This window comes from Ruegeria sp. HKCCA5763, assembly GCF_013034545.1.
In the GTDB taxonomy this organism is placed as follows: domain Bacteria; phylum Pseudomonadota; class Alphaproteobacteria; order Rhodobacterales; family Rhodobacteraceae; genus Ruegeria.
Map to the genome: position 1 here is coordinate 83,483 of NZ_WQGF01000009.1, position 19,715 is coordinate 103,197.

18 protein-coding genes and 1 tRNA gene are annotated in these 19,715 nt (G+C 58.2%); 10 read left to right on the forward strand and 9 right to left on the reverse strand.

The window, feature by feature from the left end:
- Positions 1-104 precede the first annotated feature (104 nt).
- Positions 105-1,376 carry an FAD-binding oxidoreductase gene (locus tag GOV89_RS15725; protein ID WP_171238574.1) on the forward strand — a complete coding sequence of 424 codons (1,272 nt, stop codon included), beginning with the start codon at positions 105-107 and terminating at the stop codon, positions 1,374-1,376.
- A gap of 2 nt (positions 1,377-1,378) precedes the next feature.
- On the opposite strand, the gene GOV89_RS15730 is transcribed toward GOV89_RS15725, so the two are convergent.
- Positions 1,379-2,080 (reverse strand): SDR family oxidoreductase, encoded by a 702-nt coding sequence (locus tag GOV89_RS15730; RefSeq protein ID WP_171238575.1) that lies wholly within the window; start codon positions 2,078-2,080, stop codon positions 1,379-1,381.
- A 103-nt stretch (positions 2,081-2,183) separates the two neighbouring features.
- Here GOV89_RS15730 and GOV89_RS15735 point away from each other — a divergent pair, with 103 nt between their 5' ends.
- Positions 2,184-3,035: a LysR substrate-binding domain-containing protein gene (locus GOV89_RS15735; RefSeq protein WP_171238576.1), complete on the forward strand. Its 852-nt coding sequence runs from the start codon at positions 2,184-2,186 to the stop codon at positions 3,033-3,035.
- Here GOV89_RS15735 and GOV89_RS15740 read toward each other — a convergent pair.
- On the reverse strand, positions 3,026-3,928 hold the full coding sequence (locus GOV89_RS15740) for a LysR family transcriptional regulator (RefSeq protein ID WP_171175978.1): 903 nt from the start codon (positions 3,926-3,928) through the stop codon (positions 3,026-3,028). The genes GOV89_RS15735 and GOV89_RS15740 overlap by 10 nt on opposite strands.
- Positions 3,929-4,003: 75 nt before the next feature.
- Here GOV89_RS15740 and GOV89_RS15745 point away from each other — a divergent pair, with 75 nt between their 5' ends.
- The 5 genes from GOV89_RS15745 (at position 4,004) to GOV89_RS15765 (ending at position 11,177) form a co-directional block, all read left to right on the forward strand.
- Entirely contained in the window at positions 4,004-7,216 is a 3,213-nt protein-coding gene (locus tag GOV89_RS15745) for a reductive dehalogenase (protein WP_171238577.1), read from the forward strand.
- 125 nt (positions 7,217-7,341) lie between these two features.
- On the forward strand, positions 7,342-8,208 hold the full coding sequence (locus tag GOV89_RS15750; RefSeq protein ID WP_171235668.1) for a xanthine dehydrogenase family protein subunit M: 867 nt from the start codon (positions 7,342-7,344) through the stop codon (positions 8,206-8,208).
- Complete coding sequence (locus GOV89_RS15755) at positions 8,205-8,684, forward strand: (2Fe-2S)-binding protein (protein WP_171238578.1); 480 nt, start codon at positions 8,205-8,207, stop codon at positions 8,682-8,684. The genes GOV89_RS15750 and GOV89_RS15755 overlap by 4 nt, the downstream gene beginning before the upstream one ends.
- A complete protein-coding gene (locus GOV89_RS15760; protein ID WP_171238579.1) occupies positions 8,684-10,939 on the forward strand; it encodes a xanthine dehydrogenase family protein molybdopterin-binding subunit in 2,256 nt (751 codons plus the stop codon). Before GOV89_RS15755 ends, GOV89_RS15760 begins: the two co-directional genes overlap by 1 nt.
- The gene (locus GOV89_RS15765; protein ID WP_171105585.1) at positions 10,932-11,177 is read left to right on the forward strand and encodes a MoaD/ThiS family protein; all 246 of its coding nucleotides are present in this window, start codon (positions 10,932-10,934) and stop codon (positions 11,175-11,177) included. Before GOV89_RS15760 ends, GOV89_RS15765 begins: the two co-directional genes overlap by 8 nt.
- On the opposite strand, the gene GOV89_RS15770 is transcribed toward GOV89_RS15765, so the two are convergent.
- Positions 11,174-11,878, reverse strand: a complete 705-nt coding sequence (locus tag GOV89_RS15770) for a DUF374 domain-containing protein (RefSeq protein ID WP_171238580.1) — start codon at positions 11,876-11,878, stop codon at positions 11,174-11,176. The genes GOV89_RS15765 and GOV89_RS15770 overlap by 4 nt on opposite strands.
- 142 nt (positions 11,879-12,020) lie before the next feature.
- Between GOV89_RS15770 and GOV89_RS15775 the strand changes: the two genes are divergently transcribed.
- Positions 12,021-12,096, forward strand: a tRNA-Trp gene (locus GOV89_RS15775).
- A gap of 128 nt (positions 12,097-12,224) precedes the next feature.
- Here GOV89_RS15775 and GOV89_RS15780 read toward each other — a convergent pair.
- Both GOV89_RS15780 and GOV89_RS15785 read right to left on the reverse strand, forming a co-directional pair.
- Positions 12,225-12,533, reverse strand: coding sequence for a hypothetical protein (locus GOV89_RS15780; protein ID WP_171238581.1), 309 nt, complete (start codon positions 12,531-12,533; stop codon positions 12,225-12,227).
- A gap of 74 nt (positions 12,534-12,607) precedes the next feature.
- On the reverse strand, positions 12,608-13,534 hold the full coding sequence (locus tag GOV89_RS15785; RefSeq protein WP_171175963.1) for an alpha/beta hydrolase: 927 nt from the start codon (positions 13,532-13,534) through the stop codon (positions 12,608-12,610).
- A gap of 195 nt (positions 13,535-13,729) precedes the next feature.
- On the opposite strand from GOV89_RS15785, the gene lptF reads away from it, so the two are divergent.
- Positions 13,730-14,869: an LPS export ABC transporter permease LptF gene (gene lptF / locus GOV89_RS15790; RefSeq protein WP_171238582.1), complete on the forward strand. Its 1,140-nt coding sequence runs from the start codon at positions 13,730-13,732 to the stop codon at positions 14,867-14,869.
- Here the strand turns inward: lptF and GOV89_RS15795 are convergent.
- Positions 14,866-15,699: a LysR family transcriptional regulator gene (locus GOV89_RS15795; protein ID WP_171238583.1), complete on the reverse strand. Its 834-nt coding sequence runs from the start codon at positions 15,697-15,699 to the stop codon at positions 14,866-14,868. The two genes, lptF and GOV89_RS15795, sit on opposite strands and share 4 nt — an antisense overlap.
- Positions 15,700-15,800: 101 nt before the next feature.
- On the opposite strand from GOV89_RS15795, the gene GOV89_RS15800 reads away from it, so the two are divergent.
- Positions 15,801-16,391, forward strand: a complete 591-nt coding sequence (locus GOV89_RS15800) for an HD domain-containing protein (RefSeq protein WP_171238584.1) — start codon at positions 15,801-15,803, stop codon at positions 16,389-16,391.
- Here the strand turns inward: GOV89_RS15800 and speB are convergent.
- The 3 genes from speB to GOV89_RS15815 all read right to left on the reverse strand — a co-directional run bounded on the left by speB (position 16,388) and on the right by GOV89_RS15815 (position 19,708).
- Positions 16,388-17,230 carry an agmatinase gene (gene speB, locus GOV89_RS15805; protein WP_171238585.1) on the reverse strand — a complete coding sequence of 281 codons (843 nt, stop codon included), beginning with the start codon at positions 17,228-17,230 and terminating at the stop codon, positions 16,388-16,390. The two genes, GOV89_RS15800 and speB, sit on opposite strands and share 4 nt — an antisense overlap.
- Positions 17,227-18,396, reverse strand: coding sequence for a carboxynorspermidine decarboxylase (nspC, locus tag GOV89_RS15810; RefSeq protein WP_171238586.1), 1,170 nt, complete (start codon positions 18,394-18,396; stop codon positions 17,227-17,229). Before nspC ends, speB begins: the two co-directional genes overlap by 4 nt.
- Before the next feature lie 100 nt (positions 18,397-18,496).
- Positions 18,497-19,708: a saccharopine dehydrogenase family protein gene (locus GOV89_RS15815; protein ID WP_171238587.1), complete on the reverse strand. Its 1,212-nt coding sequence runs from the start codon at positions 19,706-19,708 to the stop codon at positions 18,497-18,499.
- Positions 19,709-19,715 lie beyond the last annotated feature (7 nt).

Sequence of the window (19,715 nt, forward strand, 5' to 3'; positions counted from 1 at the left end):
CCGCGACTGCGGAGTCTTTTTCGTCGCAGGCACGCTTTGACGTGCCCGCTTGCCAAGGGGGGAAAACGATATGATGATCCGGGCCAAAGACTCAGAGGCCCGACGTGAACGATCCCGAAAATGCTCTGTGGCGCAGCACCTGTGCCGAGACTGTTTCAGCACCTCGCCTGACCGCTGATACTTCTGTTGATTTGGCGGTCATTGGCGGTGGATACACCGGATGTTCAGCGGCTTTGGAAGCTGCCCAGGCCGGTGCTTCGGTCTGTCTGCTTGAGGCGCAGGAGATCGGCTTTGGCGGATCGGGCCGTAATGTCGGTTTGGCCAATGCAGGGCTTTGGTTGCCGCCGGACGAAATCCGCGCGCATATCGGACAGGTGGCCGGAGATCGCCTGATCGATCTGCTGGCGCGGGCCCCGTCTGATGTGTTTGCATTGATCGAAAAACACAGCATCGCATGTGAGCCTGTGCGTAACGGAACCTTGCATTGCGCGCATTCCGCAGCTGGTTTGAAAAACCTTCAAACGCGCCACGCGCAGTTGAGCGCAGCAGGTGCACCGGTGGAATTGCTTTCGATGGATCAGGCGCGGGAAAGAACCGGTAGCGATGCCTTCCATGGGGCGTTGTTCGATCCTCGCGCCGGAACCATACAGCCGATGGCTTATGTGGTCGGATTGGCGCGAGCGGCGGCGCAGACCGGGGCGCAGATACACGGGCAAAGCCCGGTGCAGACCATGCGCCATGAAAACGGCCAATGGGTGCTGACCACACCGGGCGGGGTGGTGCGAGCCAAGTCCGTCATTCAGGCGACCAACGCCTATCACCTTGGCTTGCCAGATACCGCGCCCGCCTATGTGCCGGTTTATTATTTTCAATACGCGACCGCTCCGCTGTCGCATAACTTGCGCGCCAGCATTCTGCCGCAAGAAGAAGGGTGCTGGGATACCGGTTTGATCATGACGTCGTTTCGCCTGGATCAGGCGGGGCGCATGATTATTGGCGGCATGGGCGACCTTGGCAATGCAGGTCAGAGCGCACACACCGCCTGGGTCCGGCGTAAACTGGCAGAGCTTTACCCGCAATTGGCCGACCAGCCGTTTGAGCAGGGTTGGCACGGGCGGATCGCCATGACCTCGGACCATATCCCGAAGATCACGCAGATCGGTCCGAACGCTTTGGCCGCCCACGGGTATTCCGGTCGCGGCATCGGACCCGGCACGGTGTTTGGTCGCATGATGGCCGAGAGCCTTCTTGCCGAAGACCCGTCACGTTTACCTGTGCCCGCCGTGCCTGAGCATCGCGAAAGCTGGACACGCGTGCGCCGCGCCTTTTTTGAATCCGGCGCAGCGTTGACACATCTGATAAAGGCACGGTTCTGAGGTCAGACAGACCGGGTGATGCCGCCATCCACCCGGATATTCTGCCCGGTGATGTAGCCGCCCCCTTCGGATGCCAGCAGGGCCACGACCGAAGCGATCTCGTCGTAGCTGCGTCCATAGCGACCCATTGGAATGCGACTGCGGAACTCCTCTTTCTCGGGCAGGCTGTCAATGAAGCCCGGAAGAACGTTGTTCATGCGGATGTTCTCAGAGGCATATTTGTCCGAGAACAGCTTGGTGAAAGCGGCCAGACCAGCCCGGAACACACCAGATGTCGGAAATACCGGATCAGGTTCGAATGCGGCAAAGGTCGAGATATTGATGATCGACCCACCACCTTGCGCCTGCATGATCGGCGTCACCAGTCGCGTCGGACGGACCGCGTTCAGGAAATAGACATCCATGCCTGTGTGCCAATCGTTGTCCGTCAGCTCAAGGATCGGCGCGCGGGGGCCGTGACCTGCAGAATTGACCAGAACGTCGATGCGACCCCAATGGGCCATCGCCGCATCGACAAGCTTTTGCAAATCTTCAGTGGACTGGTTCGAGCCGGTCACACCGACGCCGCCCAACTCATGCGCCAGGGCTTCGCCTTTGCCCGAGGCGGACAGAATTCCCACCTTGTATCCGTCTGCAGCCAGTCTGCGTGCGGAATCTGCACCCATGCCGCTACCGCCGGCTGTAATAAGAGCTACTTTTTCCATCTGACATCTCCGTTTTCATTTGGTTCCAAGATGGCGATCAAGGCCCGGTTTGACCAATCAGTTATGCTGGCTCTATGCTGTAGAAAATCTACAGGATCATGCCATGGCCGCCCTTCCCCCTCTGAACGCCTTGCGGGCATTCGAAGCCTCTGCGCGGCATTTGAACTTTCGGCTGGCCGCCGAAGAACTGGGCGTGACGCAAGGCGCCGTTGCGCAGCAGGTACGGGGGCTCGAGGCGCGATTGGGCGAGGTGCTGTTCGACCGTCTGCCACGTGGCTTGCGGTTGACGGAAGCCGGGCGCCGGTTTCACTCACCTTTACGCCGGGCTTTCAGGTTGATCGAAGAAGCCGTTGAAGATTTGTCTCCTGACCGCCGGGTCACATTGTCCGTCACGCCCAGCTTTGCCTCAAAATGGCTGGTACCGCGATTGTCGGGGTTCACAGACCTGTATCCGGATATCTCGGTTCAAGTGGATGCACGCGAGCGCCTGGCGGATTTCAAATCGGATGGCGTGGATCTGGCGGTCAGGCAGGGCAGGGCGCCGTTTGGATCTGACCTGGTTGCCGAGCCATTGTTCTCAACCGAATTCGTCCCAGTGTGTAGCCCCGCCATTGCCGGACAAGTCACCCATCCCTCTGACCTGCTGGGCCAAGTGCTGCTCAATGACACTCATGGACTGTGGCCCTTGTTTCTTGAGAGGGTGGGCGTAAACGGCAAGCCCCGAATGATGAGTTTCAGCCAGACCAGTCTTGCGATTGATGCCGCGCTCTCAGGGCAGGGGATCGCGCTGGCCAATGCACCGCTGGTCGCACCCGAGGTTGCCTCGGGCCGTCTTGTCCGGCCGCTTGAGGATGTTTTGATCGAAGATCTTGGATTTTACATCGTCGGGCCGGGCCAGCCGCGCCAGCCGCAACTGGTTGAGATCATGCGCAGCTGGCTGTTGTCTCAGGTCTGAAGCGTGGTTGCGATTGCCTCGATCCGGGCACGCAACCAGCGGTGGGCAGGGTCATTTGCGGATCGCTGATGCCAGACCATGTAGATGGACACAGGCGGGCACTCGAAAGGCAGCGGGGCACAATCCAGAGTGGCGAGTGGCCCCTGTTTCATCAGCGCAGTATCGGTCGAGATCAGATTGCTGCCCCGCACAAACGCGGGGATTGCATTGAAATGCGGCAAGGTCACAACAGAGGGTCTGATCTGGCTTTGATCCACGCCACGCATGACCGCACGGGCGCTTCGGCCATCAGCAAAGCGCACCTCGACATGATCGCTGTTGCAATAGGCTTGCCAGGTGTCCGGCGGATTGCGTTGCGCGGCGTCGTAGAACACCATCAGAGGGCTGTTAATCAGCCGTTTCTGAAAGATGTCCGGCCCGTCGGGTGGAAGCGGAGTAAGCATCAACTGGCATCGGTCACTGCGTAGCAAGTCAGGTTCTGGTACTCCTGAGGGAATAAATTCCAATTGCAGACGCGCACCCTCGGCTCGGAATTCGCGCAGCAACCGTGGAAAGATCAACTCGCGCGGCATGTCATTGGTTGCGATGCGAATTTCCATCCGTTCAGACAACGGATCGAACGGCCGCTCGTCGGTCAGCGCGCGCATCCCGTCCAGCACGCTCTGCACCGGGTCTTTCAGGGACAAGGCACGCTCGGTTGGGGTCAGGCCCTGACCCGAACGGACAAACAGCGGATCACCCAACACCTGCCGCAGCTTGGCCAAGGTGTGGCTGATCGCGGATTGTGTGACGCCCAGTCGGTCCGCAGCTTTCGAGACCGAGCTTTCCTCGAGTATGGTCAGAAATGTGCGCAGGACTTTGCCGTCGAGGTCAGTGAAATCGATTTTGCTCATATCATTTATGATTAAGCATGAATGGTTTTTCTGTCCATGGCGGGTTAGGGGACGGGCAGCAACAGGAGGCGCATAATGGGAATCCGCTTTTTCTCGGATAAGAACCGGCCCGTTCATATGGGCCGCTATCCGCTGGAGCGTTTGGCCCGACAGGATGATATGCCAGACCTGTCGCTTGTGCCTTCGATGGCTGAACTGAGCTTTCATCGACCGGAACATCCCGACAGCATCGTCAACGCGATGGGCGAGTTTCAGGCGATGATGGACGCCATCCGCGACGGGTTGGTAAACCCGGTTGCGTCAGAGATACCTTCAGACCCGCAGGAACGGGCCAATCATCTAAAGGCATTTGGGTATTTTAACGATGCGTCAATGATGGGCTGCGGGCCATTACCATCGGATGCATTATTGGCTGAGCCACGACGCAACCCGGATATCGACCGGCTTGCCCATGCATTGCGCACGCGACAAACCAAGACATTGGCTTCGGGCATCGACGTCATCATGGCCGATCTGAAAGACAGTATGGAGGCTTCGCCCGGGCCGATTGACAGCCACAAGCATAGCATCGTGTTTCTGTACGAACACAACCGCGACCCAGACCCGTCAGAACCCGGCGCAGACTGGATAACCGATGCGCAGGATCATCGCGCCTGTCTGCTGGCCACCGAGAATGCCGTGGTCATCGCCAACTATATCCGTCTGCTGGGTTATGACGCGCGCGCGCATAGCGTGATGTCCTCTGAGGTTGATTTGGGCAAGTTGGCCGTGGCCGCCGGGCTGGTCACAGTCGAAGACGGTGAATTGATTGCGCCGTGGCTGGGCACGCGATTTGGTCTGGCTGCCGTCACGACTGAGATGCCGATTGCCCATGACCGACCGCTCCGACCCATGGCGCAACAGCCGTGGTTCCGGACGCAAGGGCCAGCATGGTGGTTGGGAACGGGCTTTGCCAAGAATGCCCTGAACCGTGATCCGTATTCCAAACGACGGTACGTGGACGGGGCGCATCCATTCGAGAAACTCAAACGGGTCGAGACACCAACCACGTATATCGACGAAGAAAACGTCGCCCGCGTTCCCAAACGCGCTGACATGTTTGCCCGTGCGCAATTCGGGGATATGGGCAAATGGCTGCAGGATGCGGCAAAGGGCGGTTACTATGTCCGCAAGGCCGCGCCCAGCTTTGCCCAACGGCGTGCCTTGGGGGCTTTCGTGCTGTTGCAGGATGGCGAAAGCGCTGAGGCTATAAAACCAACTGACGCCCAAAGGAATGCGGCAAATGTAAAAGCGGCGACCTATTTCCTCGGAGTCGATGCGGTGGGCCTTAGCCGCTGCCCAGAATGGGCGTGGTATTCTCATGATGCGACGGGTGAAGAAATCGTACCGCCCCATGATCAGGCGATCAGCATGATCATCGATCAGGGCTATGAAACGATGGAAGGCGCCAGCGGTGACGACTGGATCAGCGTTGCCCAATCCATGCGCGCCTATCTGCGCTTTTCGCTGCTGGGCGGCGTGATTGCGCAACAAATCCGCAACCTCGGCTACAAGGCCAAGGCGCATACGGTGATGGATGGTGAGGTGCTGCAACCGCCGCTTCTGTTGCTGTCCGGTCTGGGTGAGGTCAGTCGGATCGGAGAAGTGATCCTGAACCCATATCTGGGCCCTCGTTTGAAATCCGGGGCTGTGACCACCGATATGCCGATGGAGCATGACAAGCCGGTTGACTTCGGCTTGCAGAGCTTTTGCGAGTCTTGCAACAAATGCGCGCGCGAATGTCCGTCGGGTGCGATCACGGCCGGGCCGAAGCTGATGTTCAACGGCTATGAAATCTGGAAATCCGACAGTCAGAAATGTGCGACCTATCGTGTGACAACACCGGGAGGGGCGATGTGTGGGCGGTGCATGAAAACCTGCCCGTGGAACCTTGAAGGCATCTTCAAGGAACGGCCGTTCCGCTGGGCCGCGATGAACATCCCCTCTGCCGCGCCTGCATTGGCCAAGCTGGACGATGCGGTCGGCAATGGCGGTCTGAACGACATCAAGAAATGGTGGTGGGATATCGAGCTGCAGCCGGACGGTTCCTATCGCCCCACAACGCACCCGTTGAACCGGCGTGACCTGCAAACGGATCTGGACCTGAAATACGAAGATCAGACGCTGGCTGTCTATCCCGCCTATCTGGCCCCGCATCCTTGGCCCTATCCCTTTGCTATGGATCGAGAGGCCGGGATTGCGGCCTATGAGGCCATGGTGACAACCGATGAATACAAGTCGCGCAAGGCCAGCGGGGATATGTCGGTCATCCACCGCTATCAGATCAGCGGTGATGCACCGGTGATGCGGGTTGCCGTGACCAAGGTCGATAAGATGACTGCTGATGTAACGAAGTATGAATTCTCAACGCTGGACGGTGCGCCCCTGCCGGGATGGACAGCGGGCGCACATCTGGACGTATTGGTCGCACCGGAATACCTGCGGCAATATTCGATGTCCGGCGATCCGTCAGACAGGTCGACCTATCAGATCGGCGTGCTGCGCGAGGATGAGGGGCGCGGTGGTTCGGCGTTGCTGCACCGTATCTTCTCTGAGGGGCGCAAGGTTTTCATTTCAAAACCCATTAACCATTTCGAACTGGACGAAACGGCTACCAAGACCTTCCTGATGGGCGGTGGTATCGGCATCACTCCGATGATCGCCTTTGCCCATCGCCTGCACGCCTTGGGTCGAGAGTTCGAGTTGCATTACTCGGCTAGCACGCGGGGCGGGGCGGGGTATCTGGAGGATCTGGCTGCGATGCCGTGGGCAGATCACGTGCATTATCATTTCTCAGATGAAGGTACCCGCGCCCATTTGGATGCGGTCCTGTCTGGGTACAAGGAGGGTTGGCATGTCTACACCTGCGGGCCAGATCGCTTCATGGATGGGGTAATGCAAGCGGCAGAACAGCAAGGCTTCCCCGAAGAGGCCCGGCATCTAGAATACTTTTCGGTTCCCGAACAACCCGAATATGAGAACCAACCGTTTAAGCTCAGACTGGCACGGTCCGGGAAAACGCTGACCGTGCCCGCAGACAAGGATGCGGCGCAGGTTTTGAACGAGGCGGGTTTTCATGTGGATGTGAAATGCGCAGACGGCATCTGCGGCGTCTGTAAATGCGGTGTTATCTCGGGTGAGGTCGAACACCGAGATTTCGTTTTATCAAAGAAACAGCGCGAAGGGGCCATGATCCTGTGCCAAAGCCGCGCAGCAGAAGCCGATGGGGTGATCGAAATCGATCTGTGAACCCTAACCTTACGTGACATTTGGAGCGCTAATTTTAGTCGCTCGGCCCATAGACGCCGGGCGAGGGGTGAATTAACGTCGCCCGGAACCCAGATATTCCTGACCAACAGGTACGAGGTAGCTTCATGGATTATCACAGCCCCGCCAGCTTTGCCGAAGCTTCGGCTCTGGCCGCGAATGCGACGGGTATTACACGGTTTCTGGCGGGTGGCACCGATGTTTTGGTGCAGTTGCGCTCGGAACTGGTGACACCCGATACGCTGATCGACATCAAGAAAATCAACGGTGTACACGACATCACTCGCAATGCCGATGGCAGTTGGACACTGGGTGTGGCCACTACAGGCGCCGAGATGAGCGAGCATCCTGATCTGGGCAAGGACTGGCCTGGTGTGGTCGAGGCGATGGACCTGATCGGATCCACCCAGGTGCAGGGGCGTGCAACTTTGACCGGCAACTTGTGCAACGGGTCTCCGGCGGCTGATTCCGTGCCAGCGATGGTTGCAGCGGGTGTAACTGTCACGGTCACTGGTCCGGATGGCACCCGTGAGATTGCAGTCGAGGATATCCCAACCGGCCCCGGCAAGATCTCACTGGCGAAGGGTGAAGTTGTTTCCGCCGTCAACATTCCCGCGCGCGGTGAGAATGCAGGCGACGCATATCTGCGGTTTATCCCGCGTACGGAAATGGACATTGCCGTGGTTGGTGTAGGTGTCAGCTTGCGTCTGGATGGGGATACCATCACCGAGGCTCGGGTGTCGCTGGGGGCGGTCGCTCCCACGGTTCTGCTGGTCGAGGATTGCGCGAAAGCCCTTGTCGGCAGCAAGCTGGACGATGCCGCGCTGGATGCGCTGGCGGCCGCCGCCTCTGCCGCCTGCAACCCGATCGACGACAAACGCGGCACGATCGCATTCCGCACCGAGGTCGCTGGCGTTCTGGCCAAGCGCGCTGCGAAAATTGCCTATGCCCGCGCAAAGGGAGAAAACGCATGAGAAAGCTCCACGTATCCACCACCGTGAACGGGGACGCCGTTGAATACCTCTGCGACCCGCGCGAAACCTTGCTGGATTGTCTGCGCGACAAGCTGAACCTGACCGGCGCGAAAGAGGGCTGCGGTACAGGAGATTGCGGTGCGTGTTCCGTCACCGTTGATGGCCGTCTGGTCTGTTCCTGCCTGATGCTGGGCGTCGAGGCCGAGGGTAAGCAAATCGAAACCGTCGAAGGCATTGCAGACGGCGACGTTCTGCATCCGCTGCAAAAGAAGATGATCGAATACGCTGCTTTGCAGTGTGGTATCTGTACTCCGGGTATTCTGGTGGCGGCAAAGTCGCTGCTGGAGAAAAACCCGAACCCGACCGAAGAGGAAACCCGGTATTGGCTGGCAGGCAACCTGTGCCGCTGCACCGGGTATGACAAGATCATTCGCGCCGTGATGGATACGGCGGCTGAGATGCGGGAGGCGTCGTAATGGCTCTGGACGATCGGAAATCAGACTTCACATTTGTGGGCACCCGCCCCAACCGTCCTGACGGTCTGGACAAGGTGACAGGCCGCGCCAAGTTCGGCGCGGATATCTCAGCGCCCGGAATGTTGCACGGCGCTGTTCTGCGCTCCCCTCACGCCCATGCACGGATTGTGAACATCGATACGTCAAAGGCCGAGGCGCATAATGATGTCAAAGCCGTTGTGACCCGAGCGGATTTTGCCGACGTGCCCTTCAAGCCGGGGCTAGAAGGCGAGTTCTGGAATGTTCTGGAAAACGTCATGGCCGGTGAGAAAGCTCTGTATGACGGTCACGCGGTGGCGGCCGTGGCGGCAACGTCTGCGCTGGCGGCCCGTGATGCGCTCAAGCTGATCGAGGTTGAATACGAAGTACTGCCCCATGTCACCGACGTGGACAAGGCAATGGCTTCGGACGCACCTATCATCCGCGACGGCGCGGCAGACTATTCCGTACCCGAAGGGATGCACCCCAACGTCGTGCGCTATCACGAAAGCGGTCACGGAGATGTCGAGGCAGGTTTTGCCGAGGCCGATCTGGTGATCGAAGACAGCTTTGTCACCGAGGCGACGCACCAGGGTTATATCGAACCGCACGCCTGTCTGGGCATGCTGGGTAATGACGGCAAGGGCGAACTGTGGTGCACAACGCAAGGCCACTGGATCGCGCAGAAAACCTGTGCAGCTTTGCTGGGCATCGAAACCTCGCAATTGCGGGTGACTGCGTCCGAGATCGGTGGCGGGTTTGGTGGTAAGACCACCGTTTTCATCGAGCCTGTTGCACTGGCGCTGAGCCGCAAGGCCAATCGTCCGGTCAAGATCGTCATGACGCGATCCGAGGTATTCCGAGCAACCGGCCCAACCTCTTCTGCGTCGATGGATGTAAAGATCGGGATGAAGAAGGACGGTACAATTTCGGCAGCACAAGGCGTGTTCCGCCTGCAAGGTGGGGCGTTCCCCGGCGCACCGGGCGACATGACCGCTATGTGTGCCTTTGCGCCCTACAATCTGACCAACGTTAAGCAAATTGGCTATGACGTGATGTCGAACCGGCCCAAGCAGGCGGCCTACAGGGCACCGGGCGCGCCGATGGGGGCGTTTGCGGTTGAATCGGTCATCGATGAGCTGTGCAACAAGCTGGGTCTCGACCCCGTCGACGTGCGCCTGAAAAACGCCGCCCATGAGGGTACCAAGGCCAGCTATGGCCCGACCTATGAACGCATCGGTCTGGTCGAAACGCTTGAGGCTGCCAAGGCGCATCCGCATTACGCAGCACCGCTGAAACCGGGGCAGGGGCGGGGGATTTCCTGCGGGTTCTGGTTCAACCATGGTGGTGAGACCAGCGTATCTTTGGCCTTGTCCGAAGATGGCTCGGCCCAGCTGATGGTCGGAACGCCTGACATTGGCGGGTCGCGCGCGTCGATGGCGCTGATGGCGGCCGAGGTTCTGGGCATTGCCTATGAGAACATCCGTGTCACCGTCGCCGACACCGCGACACTGGGTTACAACGACGTGAGCCACGGCTCGCGCGTAACCTATGCCTCGGGTCTTGCTACGATCAAAGCCGCAAAACATGCGGTCGAGAAGCTATGCGAACGAGCGGCGGCCAAATGGGGCATCCCGGTCGATGCAGTGAAATGGGAAGACGGTTGCGCGGTGCCTTCGGGGCCCAATGCAGGCGATTTCGATCCGATGCCGCTGGCCGACATCACTGCGGATATGGGTTCAGCCGGCGGCCCGATCTCGGGCCACTTTGAAGCCACCCCGGAAGGTGCGGGCGTGTCTTTTGGCACTCATATTGTCGATGCCGAAGTCGATCCTGAAACCGGCAAGACCTCGATCACCCGTTACACGGTCATTCAGGACGCCGGTAAAGCGATCCACCCGACCTATGTTGAGGGTCAATTCCAGGGTGGAGCCGCACAAGGCATCGGTTGGGCTCTGAACGAGGAGTACATCTATGGCGAGGACGGGCGCTTGCAGAACTCGATCTTCCTCGACTATCGCATTCCCGTTGCCAGCGACCTGCCGATGATTGACACGGTGATTGTCGAAGTGCCCAACCCCGGCCACCCGTTTGGGGTTCGTGGTGTCGGCGAAACGGGCATTGTCCCGCCGCTGGCGGCCATCGCCAATGCGGTGTCCAACGCCGCTGGCGTTCGGATGAAGCAACTGCCGATGTCCCCGCCGCGCATTCTGGCCGCGCTCAAGGACAATGGTTGAGGTTCACCTTTGGTCCGGCCTCCGGTCATTGACCGGGGGCCAACAGGTGGTGGAGGTCGAGGCCAAAACCACCGGCGAGCTTTTACGTGCGTTGGTTCAGGCCCACCCGCAGTTGCAAGCCCCCATCGATGCGGGGGTCTCCATCGCGATTGACGGGCGCGTCATTGCCACGGGGCTTACGGAACCAATCCCCGAGGGCAGCGAGGTCTATCTGATGCAACGCCTCAGGGGCGGTTAGGCATCAGGCGACCAAGGCTCGCGCCCGACCATCCTGTCGGCTTCGGCTGTGATGTCGTTCATGTGCTGCTCAAGGCTCAGGCGCAGGGCCTCAAACTCTTCTTCGCTGGCTTTGCGAGGCACCGTTTCGGTCCATTCGCGGCACAAAAACACTCCTTCATTGCGCCAGGGGCGTGGCATCAGCAGGCGGTCCCATGTACCGGCCTCGCGCGCGTGTTTCGCAGAAAAGGTGATGCCGAACACCCGTTTGCCGGAGGTGCGCGCCCAAACCAGCGGTACAGTCGACAGCACCCGTTCTGGTCCGCGCGGCCCATCAGCAGCAATACCGATGGAAATACCCTGCTTCATCTTACCAAGCACTTCACGCGACAGGGCCACGTGCCGCTTGTGGCTGGACATGGCGATTGTGTCCATGCCGAACTGTTCCTGCACCCGGCCCACCATGCTGCCGGCGCGGGCTGCGGACGTGATCGAACAGATCCTGCCCTTGTCCAGCGGAAAGAAATACGGGGACTGCGCCAGCCGCTGGTGCCACAGCACAACGATGACCGGCTCTCCCTGTTCAGCCAGTTGGTCCAGTTCTTCATACCCGATGCGTTGCCAGCGCGTGTTGCGGTTGACCCATCGAATATAGCTGGCGATCCGACGTGCCACCCAGTTCAGCACAACTTCGCTGTCTGCGATCTTCTTGCGGAGGTTCACTCGGGCTTCCTTTAGTTGACCGGACCTTGTCTTAGCGCACTGCACATTTTGCGCAACTTGTTTGTCGGATCAGATAGTGGAGCGGAATTTGAAAAAGCCTCTTGAGTCCGCTGCGCGGCTGGCATATCTGGGTGCTCACCACAGGGGTATAGCTCAGTTGGTAGAGCGACGGTCTCCAAAACCGTAGGTCGCGGGTTCGAACCCTGCTGCCCCTGCCATTAAAAACCACAGCAAGAACTTGGTTTGGTAATGTGCAGAGCACGCCCATTGGTTCGCACGTTTTTTAGGTGTAAACACTGCTGACAACCTGAAGCGCGCCGGGACGCGTCTTGCGATGTGGTTCAAGTCATTCTGAATTTTCAGGAAGAGAGATTGGCTTCGGTTTCTGTGCCCAAATTTGCCGATAATCCTGAAACAGTTCGGAATTCTTTGGGTGAAGAGTTGCCAAGGAGCAAGCGGCCCAAGTGGCGATGCCGTATTCGGCGTCGCTTTTTTTGGTATTTGAGCGTGCAGTGCAGCGGCTTCCAGTGTTGACGACTTGTGCGTTGGCGCCAAATCCCCGCGTCAGTCGAAACCGTTTCAATAAAGGCGTGGCGCGTGAATTGGCCACTTTTTCATGGTCCGTTATGCAGCTGCCACATGAACGTGTGGCCAACGGGGCGTCCACGGACTGTTAACCATTAGCGAAAACAGTTTGCTTCGACGGATAAAAGCTAGGCGACCGAGGGGTCAGACCAGCAGTGCTTGGTCTCCGATGTTTGTCTTCCGCCGAGTAGGCATCGTTTTTGCAGGATGCCCGCCGATCGTCAGCGCAAGGTCCTGATAAAACCCGTCGCTGTCGAACCACCAGCGATGGGATTTCATCATTTTGCGCTGCGCCTTTGGTACGTCGCGCTTGTATTGCTCGTTGCAATAAATGTCCCAATGACCTTTCGAGGTCAGCTTTGGCATTCCAACGCGACCCACGCGTTGCCGCCCGCCATGCACAAGTCCGCCAGACAGGGCCAAAACCTTGTCCCTGCTGCTGTAATAGTTGGTGAATCGCTTGCTACGCTTTTTGAGAACCAGATCTCCCCAAGCGCCTTTTTCAAGCCACTCTGCGTCGACATCGCCAGACGCAAACATGATCTGACCCGCGGACCAAATCTTGTTTCCCGGTCCAGCCGAATCCCCGAAATCCGAGAAACCGCGCAGAACGACCAAAGCCCCCATGGAATGTGCAATCAGGTGAACCCTTGGGCGAGAAGGCATCCCCAACAGCGGTAAAATTCCATCCCCCACGAGGTGTGGGGCAACTGCCTTGGCGTCGGAGCGGTCTGAGTCATACGCATGAATCGACCCATCACTTGGCCAGTCAAAGGCCACAACGGCCCCCTGATACCCGTTGGCCCTTACCCCGTTTTCAATCTTTTCAAGCCGGTCCAGCATACTCTTCTGGCTGGTGTTGAAACCATGGACATAGATCAGGACGTCCGAATCTCCGCCCTCTTGGCGGACAAGATCAAGCCATTTGGCCTTTTTGACGATGCCGCCTTTGCGAATTTTACCGCTCGGGCTTTTTTGCGTGATGTGAACGTATCTGGTTTTTGCAGCGGGCTTGAAAGTGAATTTCTTTTTTTGCGCGTTATAGGTGCGGCGGGAAAAAAACAGGGCCATGTGTCAAACTCCATTCCAAGTAATCGTCGAAATGTGCCACGAAGCGCCCTTTTCACAAAGCTCTATGTTCTGATCAATGCTTTGGACTTCTTCAGCCAAAGCGCAAACAGGGTTCCTCTGGCCAACCAATCCCTGTTTCCTCTGACCGCCGAATGCCCTAGTGTCCGGTGCAAACGAACACACGCACGAGGACCCATGTCGCGCTTTGATGGATATTTCCTGCGGCAATTGCTGATTCTGTTTGGCTTTTTCACCCTTGTGCTAGTCGGCGTTTTCTGGATCACCCGGTCGGTCAGCCTGTTTGACCGCGTGATCAGCGGTGGTCAGTCCGCGATGGTTTTTCTGGAATTCACTGCCCTGACCCTGCCAACTTTGATCCGCACGGTCATGCCCATGGCCGTGTTTGCTGCTGCTGTTTACGCCACCAATCGTCTGAGCCGGGAAAGTGAGTTGACGGTAATGCTGGCCACGGGCTCCAGCCCTCGCAGGTTAGCCCGTGCCGTCGTTCTGTTTGGGGCGATTACCGGCCTGATGATGGCGGCAATCAGTGTTTTTCTGCGCCCCGCTTCGGTCGAGCAATTGGAGATTCGGCAAGCAGAGGTCGCTGGCGATGTGACGGCGCAGTTGCTGAACGAAGGCGAGTTCCTGCACCCGGCCGAAGATGTTACTGTATATATCGGCCAGATCGATCTGGACGGGACACTGCGTGAGGTATTTGTCTCGGACCGGCGCGATCCTGAAAACGCGGTCAGCTACTCCAGTGCCACTGCCTATCTGGTCAACAATGACATCGGCATTCACCTTGTTATGGTTGACGGCGTGGCGCTGCGCCTGACCAAAGAAGGCAGACGGTTATCTTCGACCCTGTTTCAGGACGCGTCATACGACATCTCCGAATTGACCAGTACAAGCCCGATGGCCAAACGTAGTCTTGAGGCTATCCCAACCGTTGAGCTGATTCAGAACCGCAGTGAGATTTCTGCCGCCGAAGGGTATAGCGAGGGCAAGCTGGTCGAAGAATTGCATCAGCGGTTTTCCTGGATCGCCATTTGTGTCGCTGTTGCCCTGGCAGGGTATTCGACACTTATGCTGGGCAGCTTTTCGCGGTTTGGACTCTGGCCCCAAATCCTGGGTGCGTTCACGATTCTGGTGCTGCTCGAAGGTGTGCGCGGGTTTGTATCTCCTGTTGTTATCGACGACCCCAAGCTTTGGATCCTACTCTATCTTCCGGCTATAATGGGGGTGCTGATTTCCGGTGTCTTCCTGTTGATCGCGGGGCGTCCGATCCTGCGCAAGCGACTACGTTCGGACAAGACGTTGGTCACGCCCGCCTAGGCGCGCAGGTCGGTGAGGCAACTCAGAAGCTCGTCAAGGTCCGGCTGGTCACTGCGTGTGACCAAATACACTGGCAACCGCAATGGAACGCTTTCTGCAACACGTTCCAGATTGCCAGATTTCAAATGGTCTGAAATGACGTAATCGGGGAAATAGCCGCGTCCGCCCCGTTTTAGGACATAACGCAGCGCCATTATGCAATTGCCCAGAAACAGGGTCTGACCAGACGCCTGTCGCGCGGCGGATCTGACATGGTCCTGATAGACTTCGCCCAGCTCCAGATTGACGAAAACCAGATCCTCTTCGGCGGTATGCTTCTGTGGCGTCTGCACCAATGACAAAGCCTCAGGTTCCAATTCGCACCAAGTCACCCGCCGGTCCGCAGGCTTTTCATGCGTGATGGCTGCATCCAGCACATGAGTTGCCACTGCCTCGATCATGTTCAGATCGTGGTCGTAGTTGAGCGTCAGTAGAAGCTTGTCAAAGCGCTGTTCAAAGCGTACGGCAAGGTCCACCAGCAATGGGTCCCATATGCTGAGTTGCCCACCCAGGCGCAGCGCAGGGCGGCTTTGGGTCTGATCAGGTAATTCGCGCGAGGCAAACGCCCATAGCGACAGCATCTGCTCAGCATAAGGCTTGAATTGCTGCCCGAATCCAGTCAGCGCCGTGCCACCGGCACCACGTGTGAAAAGCGGTCTGCCGGTTTCCTCCTCGATCAGGCGAATGCGGGCACTAACGGCTGTCTGGGTCACGTTCAGCTTTCGGGCCGCCGCGTGGAACCCACCCGTTTCAGCAACACATAGAAAAGTCTCAAGAGCTTTGGTTTGCATATTGAAAGTATTTTTTCATCGAAGCGATAAAATCAATTCATTTTTTTGAGTAGGAGACTCGCTGTATTCTGCGGGGCAGGAAACACGCCGGAGAAACAACCATGCTGGATAAAAGCCACAAGCCGACCTGGACTAGTTTTGAAGAAGCGACCAAGGCCGACTGGGACGCCGTATTGGAATATGAGGAAGCGTATAATGCCGCATTGCCTGACCGCATCCTCGACGCCATACGGTCATTGGACGAGGAATGGACACCCTATCCCGTGAACCGCTATCAACACAGCCTGCAGGCCGCGACGCGCGCGTATGAAGACGGGGCAGATGAAGAGTTGGTGGTCGCGGCCCTGATCCACGACACTGGCGATATTCTGTCACCCTACAACCATGGTGAGCTGTCAGCGGCGATGATGAAGCCCTATGTCAGCGAGCGGACCTACTGGATTCTCAAGCATCACTGTGTGTTTCAGGGCTATTATTACAACCATCACCTCGGCGGTGACCGCAACGCCCGTGACAAGTACCGCGACAGCCCCTATTGGGAGGACTGCCGCTATTTCTGTCACGAATACGATCAGAAAGCGTTCGACCCGGATTATCCGACCAAACCGTTGGAGTTTTTCGAGCCCATGCTGCGCCGTGTCCTGAACAAAGGCGAGGGGCATATGGAGTTGAACGAAACCTCTGACGCTTAGCAGGCCGCCATCAGGCGATAAACGATCTGCGCGGCAGTGAAGTCCCAGGCGGCATTGCCGTCCGGGGCCAGTTCGACCACGTCGAAACCTACGCATGTGCGGCCCTTCAGTGCGTGTTCGACCAGTCGAAGCGCCTGATAGTAGCCCAGACCGCCGGGTACTGGCGTGCCGGTCGCTGGCATCTGTGACGGATCCAGGCCGTCCACGTCAAAACTAACATAGACCAGCTCGGGGAAATCTTCGGGCAGGTCGATTGCGTGGATGTTGCCGGTGACCAGTTCCTCGGCATCCACGTGAAAGACGTGGTTTTTCAGACGGCTTTTGGCTTCTTCTGTGGAAAAGGCGCGGACGCCGAACTGGGCCAAACGGATGCCTTCCTCGGCCAGCAGATGCATGACCGAGGCGTGGCTGTGTTTTTCGCCCTGATAGGCGTTGCGTAGGTCAGCATGAGCGTCGATTTGAACGATACCGATGGGTTGGTTCAGCGCGCGCGCCACGCCCATCACTGCGCCGTAGCTGAGGGAATGCTCGCCTCCCAATGTTACGGGCACTTTGCCTGCTCGGACGGCAGCTTCGGTGCGTTGGGCGAGGCGTTCCATGATGTTGGGCAGGGCAGCGTCGCAATCCAGCGGCTCTTCGGTGAAGATACCTTCGACACAGGGTTCCGCGTGGCCGGTGATACGTTCCAGTTCGTTGCTGGCTTCGATAATCGCCTCGGGGCCTTTGGCTGTGCCTGACCCGTAAGACACGGTGCGTTCCAGCGGGACCGGGATCACGCGAAAACGGGCGTCCTCGGTACGCTCGGCTTCGGTCAGTTCACTATCGAGGAAAATGCTCATGAGAGGCGGTCCTTAAAGTCGTTATAGCCGAACTTTTTGATGATTTTCAGTTCGTCCGTTTCGCTGTTCCACAAGGCGATGGTTGGCAGGGGAACGCCGTTGAAGGTGTTGGTTTTGACCATTGAATAATGGGCCTGATCAAGAAAGGCGAACCGCTGACCGATCTGCAATGGCTTGTCCCAAGTGTAGTCGCCGATCACGTCGCCGGCCAGACAGGAGGGACCACCCAAGCGGTAGGTATGGCCCGCCTCGGCCTCGTCCATCAGGGCGGGGCGATAGGGGGCTTCGATCACGTCGGGCATGTGACATGTGGCTGAGATATCAGAAATTGCGAGGTTCATGCCGTTTTTCGGCAGGTCGAGGATTTCCCCAACCAGAATTCCCGCATCCAACGCGACGGCTTCACCGGGCTCGAGGTAGACGTCGACGCCATGGGACTCGCGGATGGCTTTGATGAAGGCAACCAGCCCTTCGCGGTCATAATCGTCACGGGTGATATGATGGCCACCGCCAAAGTTCAGCCATTTGAGTTGGCCCATAAAGGGGGCGATTTTGGGTTGAACGGCCTCCCAAGTGCGTTGAAGCGGTTCGAACCCTTGTTCGCAGAGCGTGTGCATATGCAGGCCATCGACACCGGCCAAAGCCTCGGTGGTCAATTGACTCACTGGGGTTCCAAGCCGCGAACAGGGGGCGCAGGGATCGTATTTTGGAATTTCGCCTTCGGAATGTTCCGGGTTGATGCGCAGACCGACTTGCACCTTGGCAGCCTGAGCCCTGGCAAGAAACCGGTCCTTTTGTGCCGGAGAGTTAAAGATGATGTGGTCCGAAAGCGACAGGATTTCATCTATGTCGGCGTCTTTGTATCCCGCGCAGAAGGTGGCAACCTCGCCACCATATTCCTCGCGACCCAGGCGGGCCTCATAGATGCCGGACGCGCAAGTGCCGCCGAGGTGTTGGCGCACCAACGGAGCCAGCGAGAACATCGAAAACGCCTTTAGCGCGCTTAGGACATGTGCACCGGACCCTGTGCCGACATCCGCGAGGATACGCAGATTGCGTTCTACAGCGTTCTCATCGACGACAAAGCAAGGCGTGGGTACACGGCTGAGATCGAAATTGCGGAAGGCACCGGCGTCTCCGGCCTGCGTGGTCATCATGTCGGGCATGTCCGGCGTCTCTGGGTTGTGGAGAGGCCGGGGGCTCTGCCCCCGGACCCCCGCCGTATTTGTGAACAAGAAGAAGGGGAGCGATATCCCCACTGGTTAGTCAGAATTCGACCGGGCGGTCAAGTTCGTGGACCTGCCATGGCAGACCGTGTTCGTTCAGCATATCCATGAAGTCATCAGGGTCGAGTTGTTCCATGTTCCACACGCCCGGCTCACGCCAGTTGCCTTTTAGTACCTGGGCGGCACCGATCATGGCGGGAACGCCAGTGGTGTAGCTGACGGCTTGTGATCCTACCTCGGCGTAGCATTCTTCGTGGTCGCAGATGTTGTAGATGTAGAAGGTTTTCTCGCCCGAGCCGTCCTTGGCCTGACCCGTGGCGATATCGCCGATGCAGGCCTTGCCTTTGGTTTCCGCGCCCAGATCGCCGGGGTCGGGCAGCAGGGTTTTCAGGAACTGGATCGGGATGATTTCCTTGCCGTCATGCATCACAGGGTCAATGCGGGTCATGCCGACGTTTTCCAGCACTTTTGCGTGGGTGATATAGGCGTCGCCGAAGGTCATCCAGAAGCGGGCACGCTCGATCTCGGGGAAGTGGGTCGAAAGCGATTCCAGTTCCTCGTGATACATCAGATACATGTTCTTGGGGCCGATGGCAGGAAAGTCGAACTCGACCTTGTGGGTCATGGCGGGGGAGTGTTTCCACTCGCCACCTTCCCAGTGGCGCACCTCGGCCAGAACCTCGCGGAGGTTGATTTCCGGGTTGAAGTTGGTGGCGAATTCCTGATCGTTCGAGCCGCCATTGGCGTCCAGCACGTCGATCTGGCGGATCGTGTCCAGTTTGTGTTTTTTCAGCCATTTGGCAAACACGCTGGTCACGCCTGGATCGAAGCCCGAACCGAGGATGGCGGTCAGGCCGGCCTCTTTGAACCGTTCCTGATAGGCCCATTGCCAATGGTATTCGAACTTGGCCTCATCCTCGGGCTCGTAATTTGCGGTGTCGAGGTAGTGAATACCGGCCTCAAGGCAGGCGTCCATCAGGACCAGATCCTGATAGGGCAGGGCGAGGTTCACGAGGATTTCCGCGCCGGTGTCCTTGATCAGCTTGACTGTGTCTTCGACCTTGTAGGCGTCCAGTTCGGCGGTGGCGATATCAACACCCACACACTCTTTCACCGCTTTGGCTATGGCGTCGCATTTCGACTTGGTCCTGCTGGCCAGGGTGATTTCGGTAAAGATGTCCGAGTTCATCGCCATCTTGTGCACGGCTGCGTGGGATACGCCGCCTGCACCGACAACCAGTGTTTTTCCCATTGGGTCG

Coding starts and splice junctions, on each gene's coding strand:
- GOV89_RS15730 (WP_171238575.1), bottom strand. CDS start 2,080: ATGGAAAAAGTAGCTCTTATTACAGCCGGCGGTAGCGGCATGGGTGCA.
- GOV89_RS15735 (WP_171238576.1), top strand. CDS start 2,184: ATGGCCGCCCTTCCCCCTCTGAACGCCTTGCGGGCATTCGAAGCCTCT.
- GOV89_RS15740 (WP_171175978.1), bottom strand. CDS start 3,928: ATGAGCAAAATCGATTTCACTGACCTCGACGGCAAAGTCCTGCGCACA.
- GOV89_RS15745 (WP_171238577.1), top strand. CDS start 4,004: ATGGGAATCCGCTTTTTCTCGGATAAGAACCGGCCCGTTCATATGGGC.
- GOV89_RS15750 (WP_171235668.1), top strand. CDS start 7,342: ATGGATTATCACAGCCCCGCCAGCTTTGCCGAAGCTTCGGCTCTGGCC.
- GOV89_RS15755 (WP_171238578.1), top strand. CDS start 8,205: ATGAGAAAGCTCCACGTATCCACCACCGTGAACGGGGACGCCGTTGAA.
- GOV89_RS15760 (WP_171238579.1), top strand. CDS start 8,684: ATGGCTCTGGACGATCGGAAATCAGACTTCACATTTGTGGGCACCCGC.
- GOV89_RS15765 (WP_171105585.1), top strand. CDS start 10,932: ATGGTTGAGGTTCACCTTTGGTCCGGCCTCCGGTCATTGACCGGGGGC.
- GOV89_RS15785 (WP_171175963.1), bottom strand. CDS start 13,534: ATGGCCCTGTTTTTTTCCCGCCGCACCTATAACGCGCAAAAAAAGAAA.
- lptF (WP_171238582.1), top strand. CDS start 13,730: ATGTCGCGCTTTGATGGATATTTCCTGCGGCAATTGCTGATTCTGTTT.
- GOV89_RS15795 (WP_171238583.1), bottom strand. CDS start 15,699: ATGCAAACCAAAGCTCTTGAGACTTTTCTATGTGTTGCTGAAACGGGT.
- GOV89_RS15800 (WP_171238584.1), top strand. CDS start 15,801: ATGCTGGATAAAAGCCACAAGCCGACCTGGACTAGTTTTGAAGAAGCG.
- speB (WP_171238585.1), bottom strand. CDS start 17,230: ATGAGCATTTTCCTCGATAGTGAACTGACCGAAGCCGAGCGTACCGAG.
- nspC (WP_171238586.1), bottom strand. CDS start 18,396: ATGCCCGACATGATGACCACGCAGGCCGGAGACGCCGGTGCCTTCCGC.
- GOV89_RS15815 (WP_171238587.1), bottom strand. CDS start 19,708: ATGGGAAAAACACTGGTTGTCGGTGCAGGCGGCGTATCCCACGCAGCC.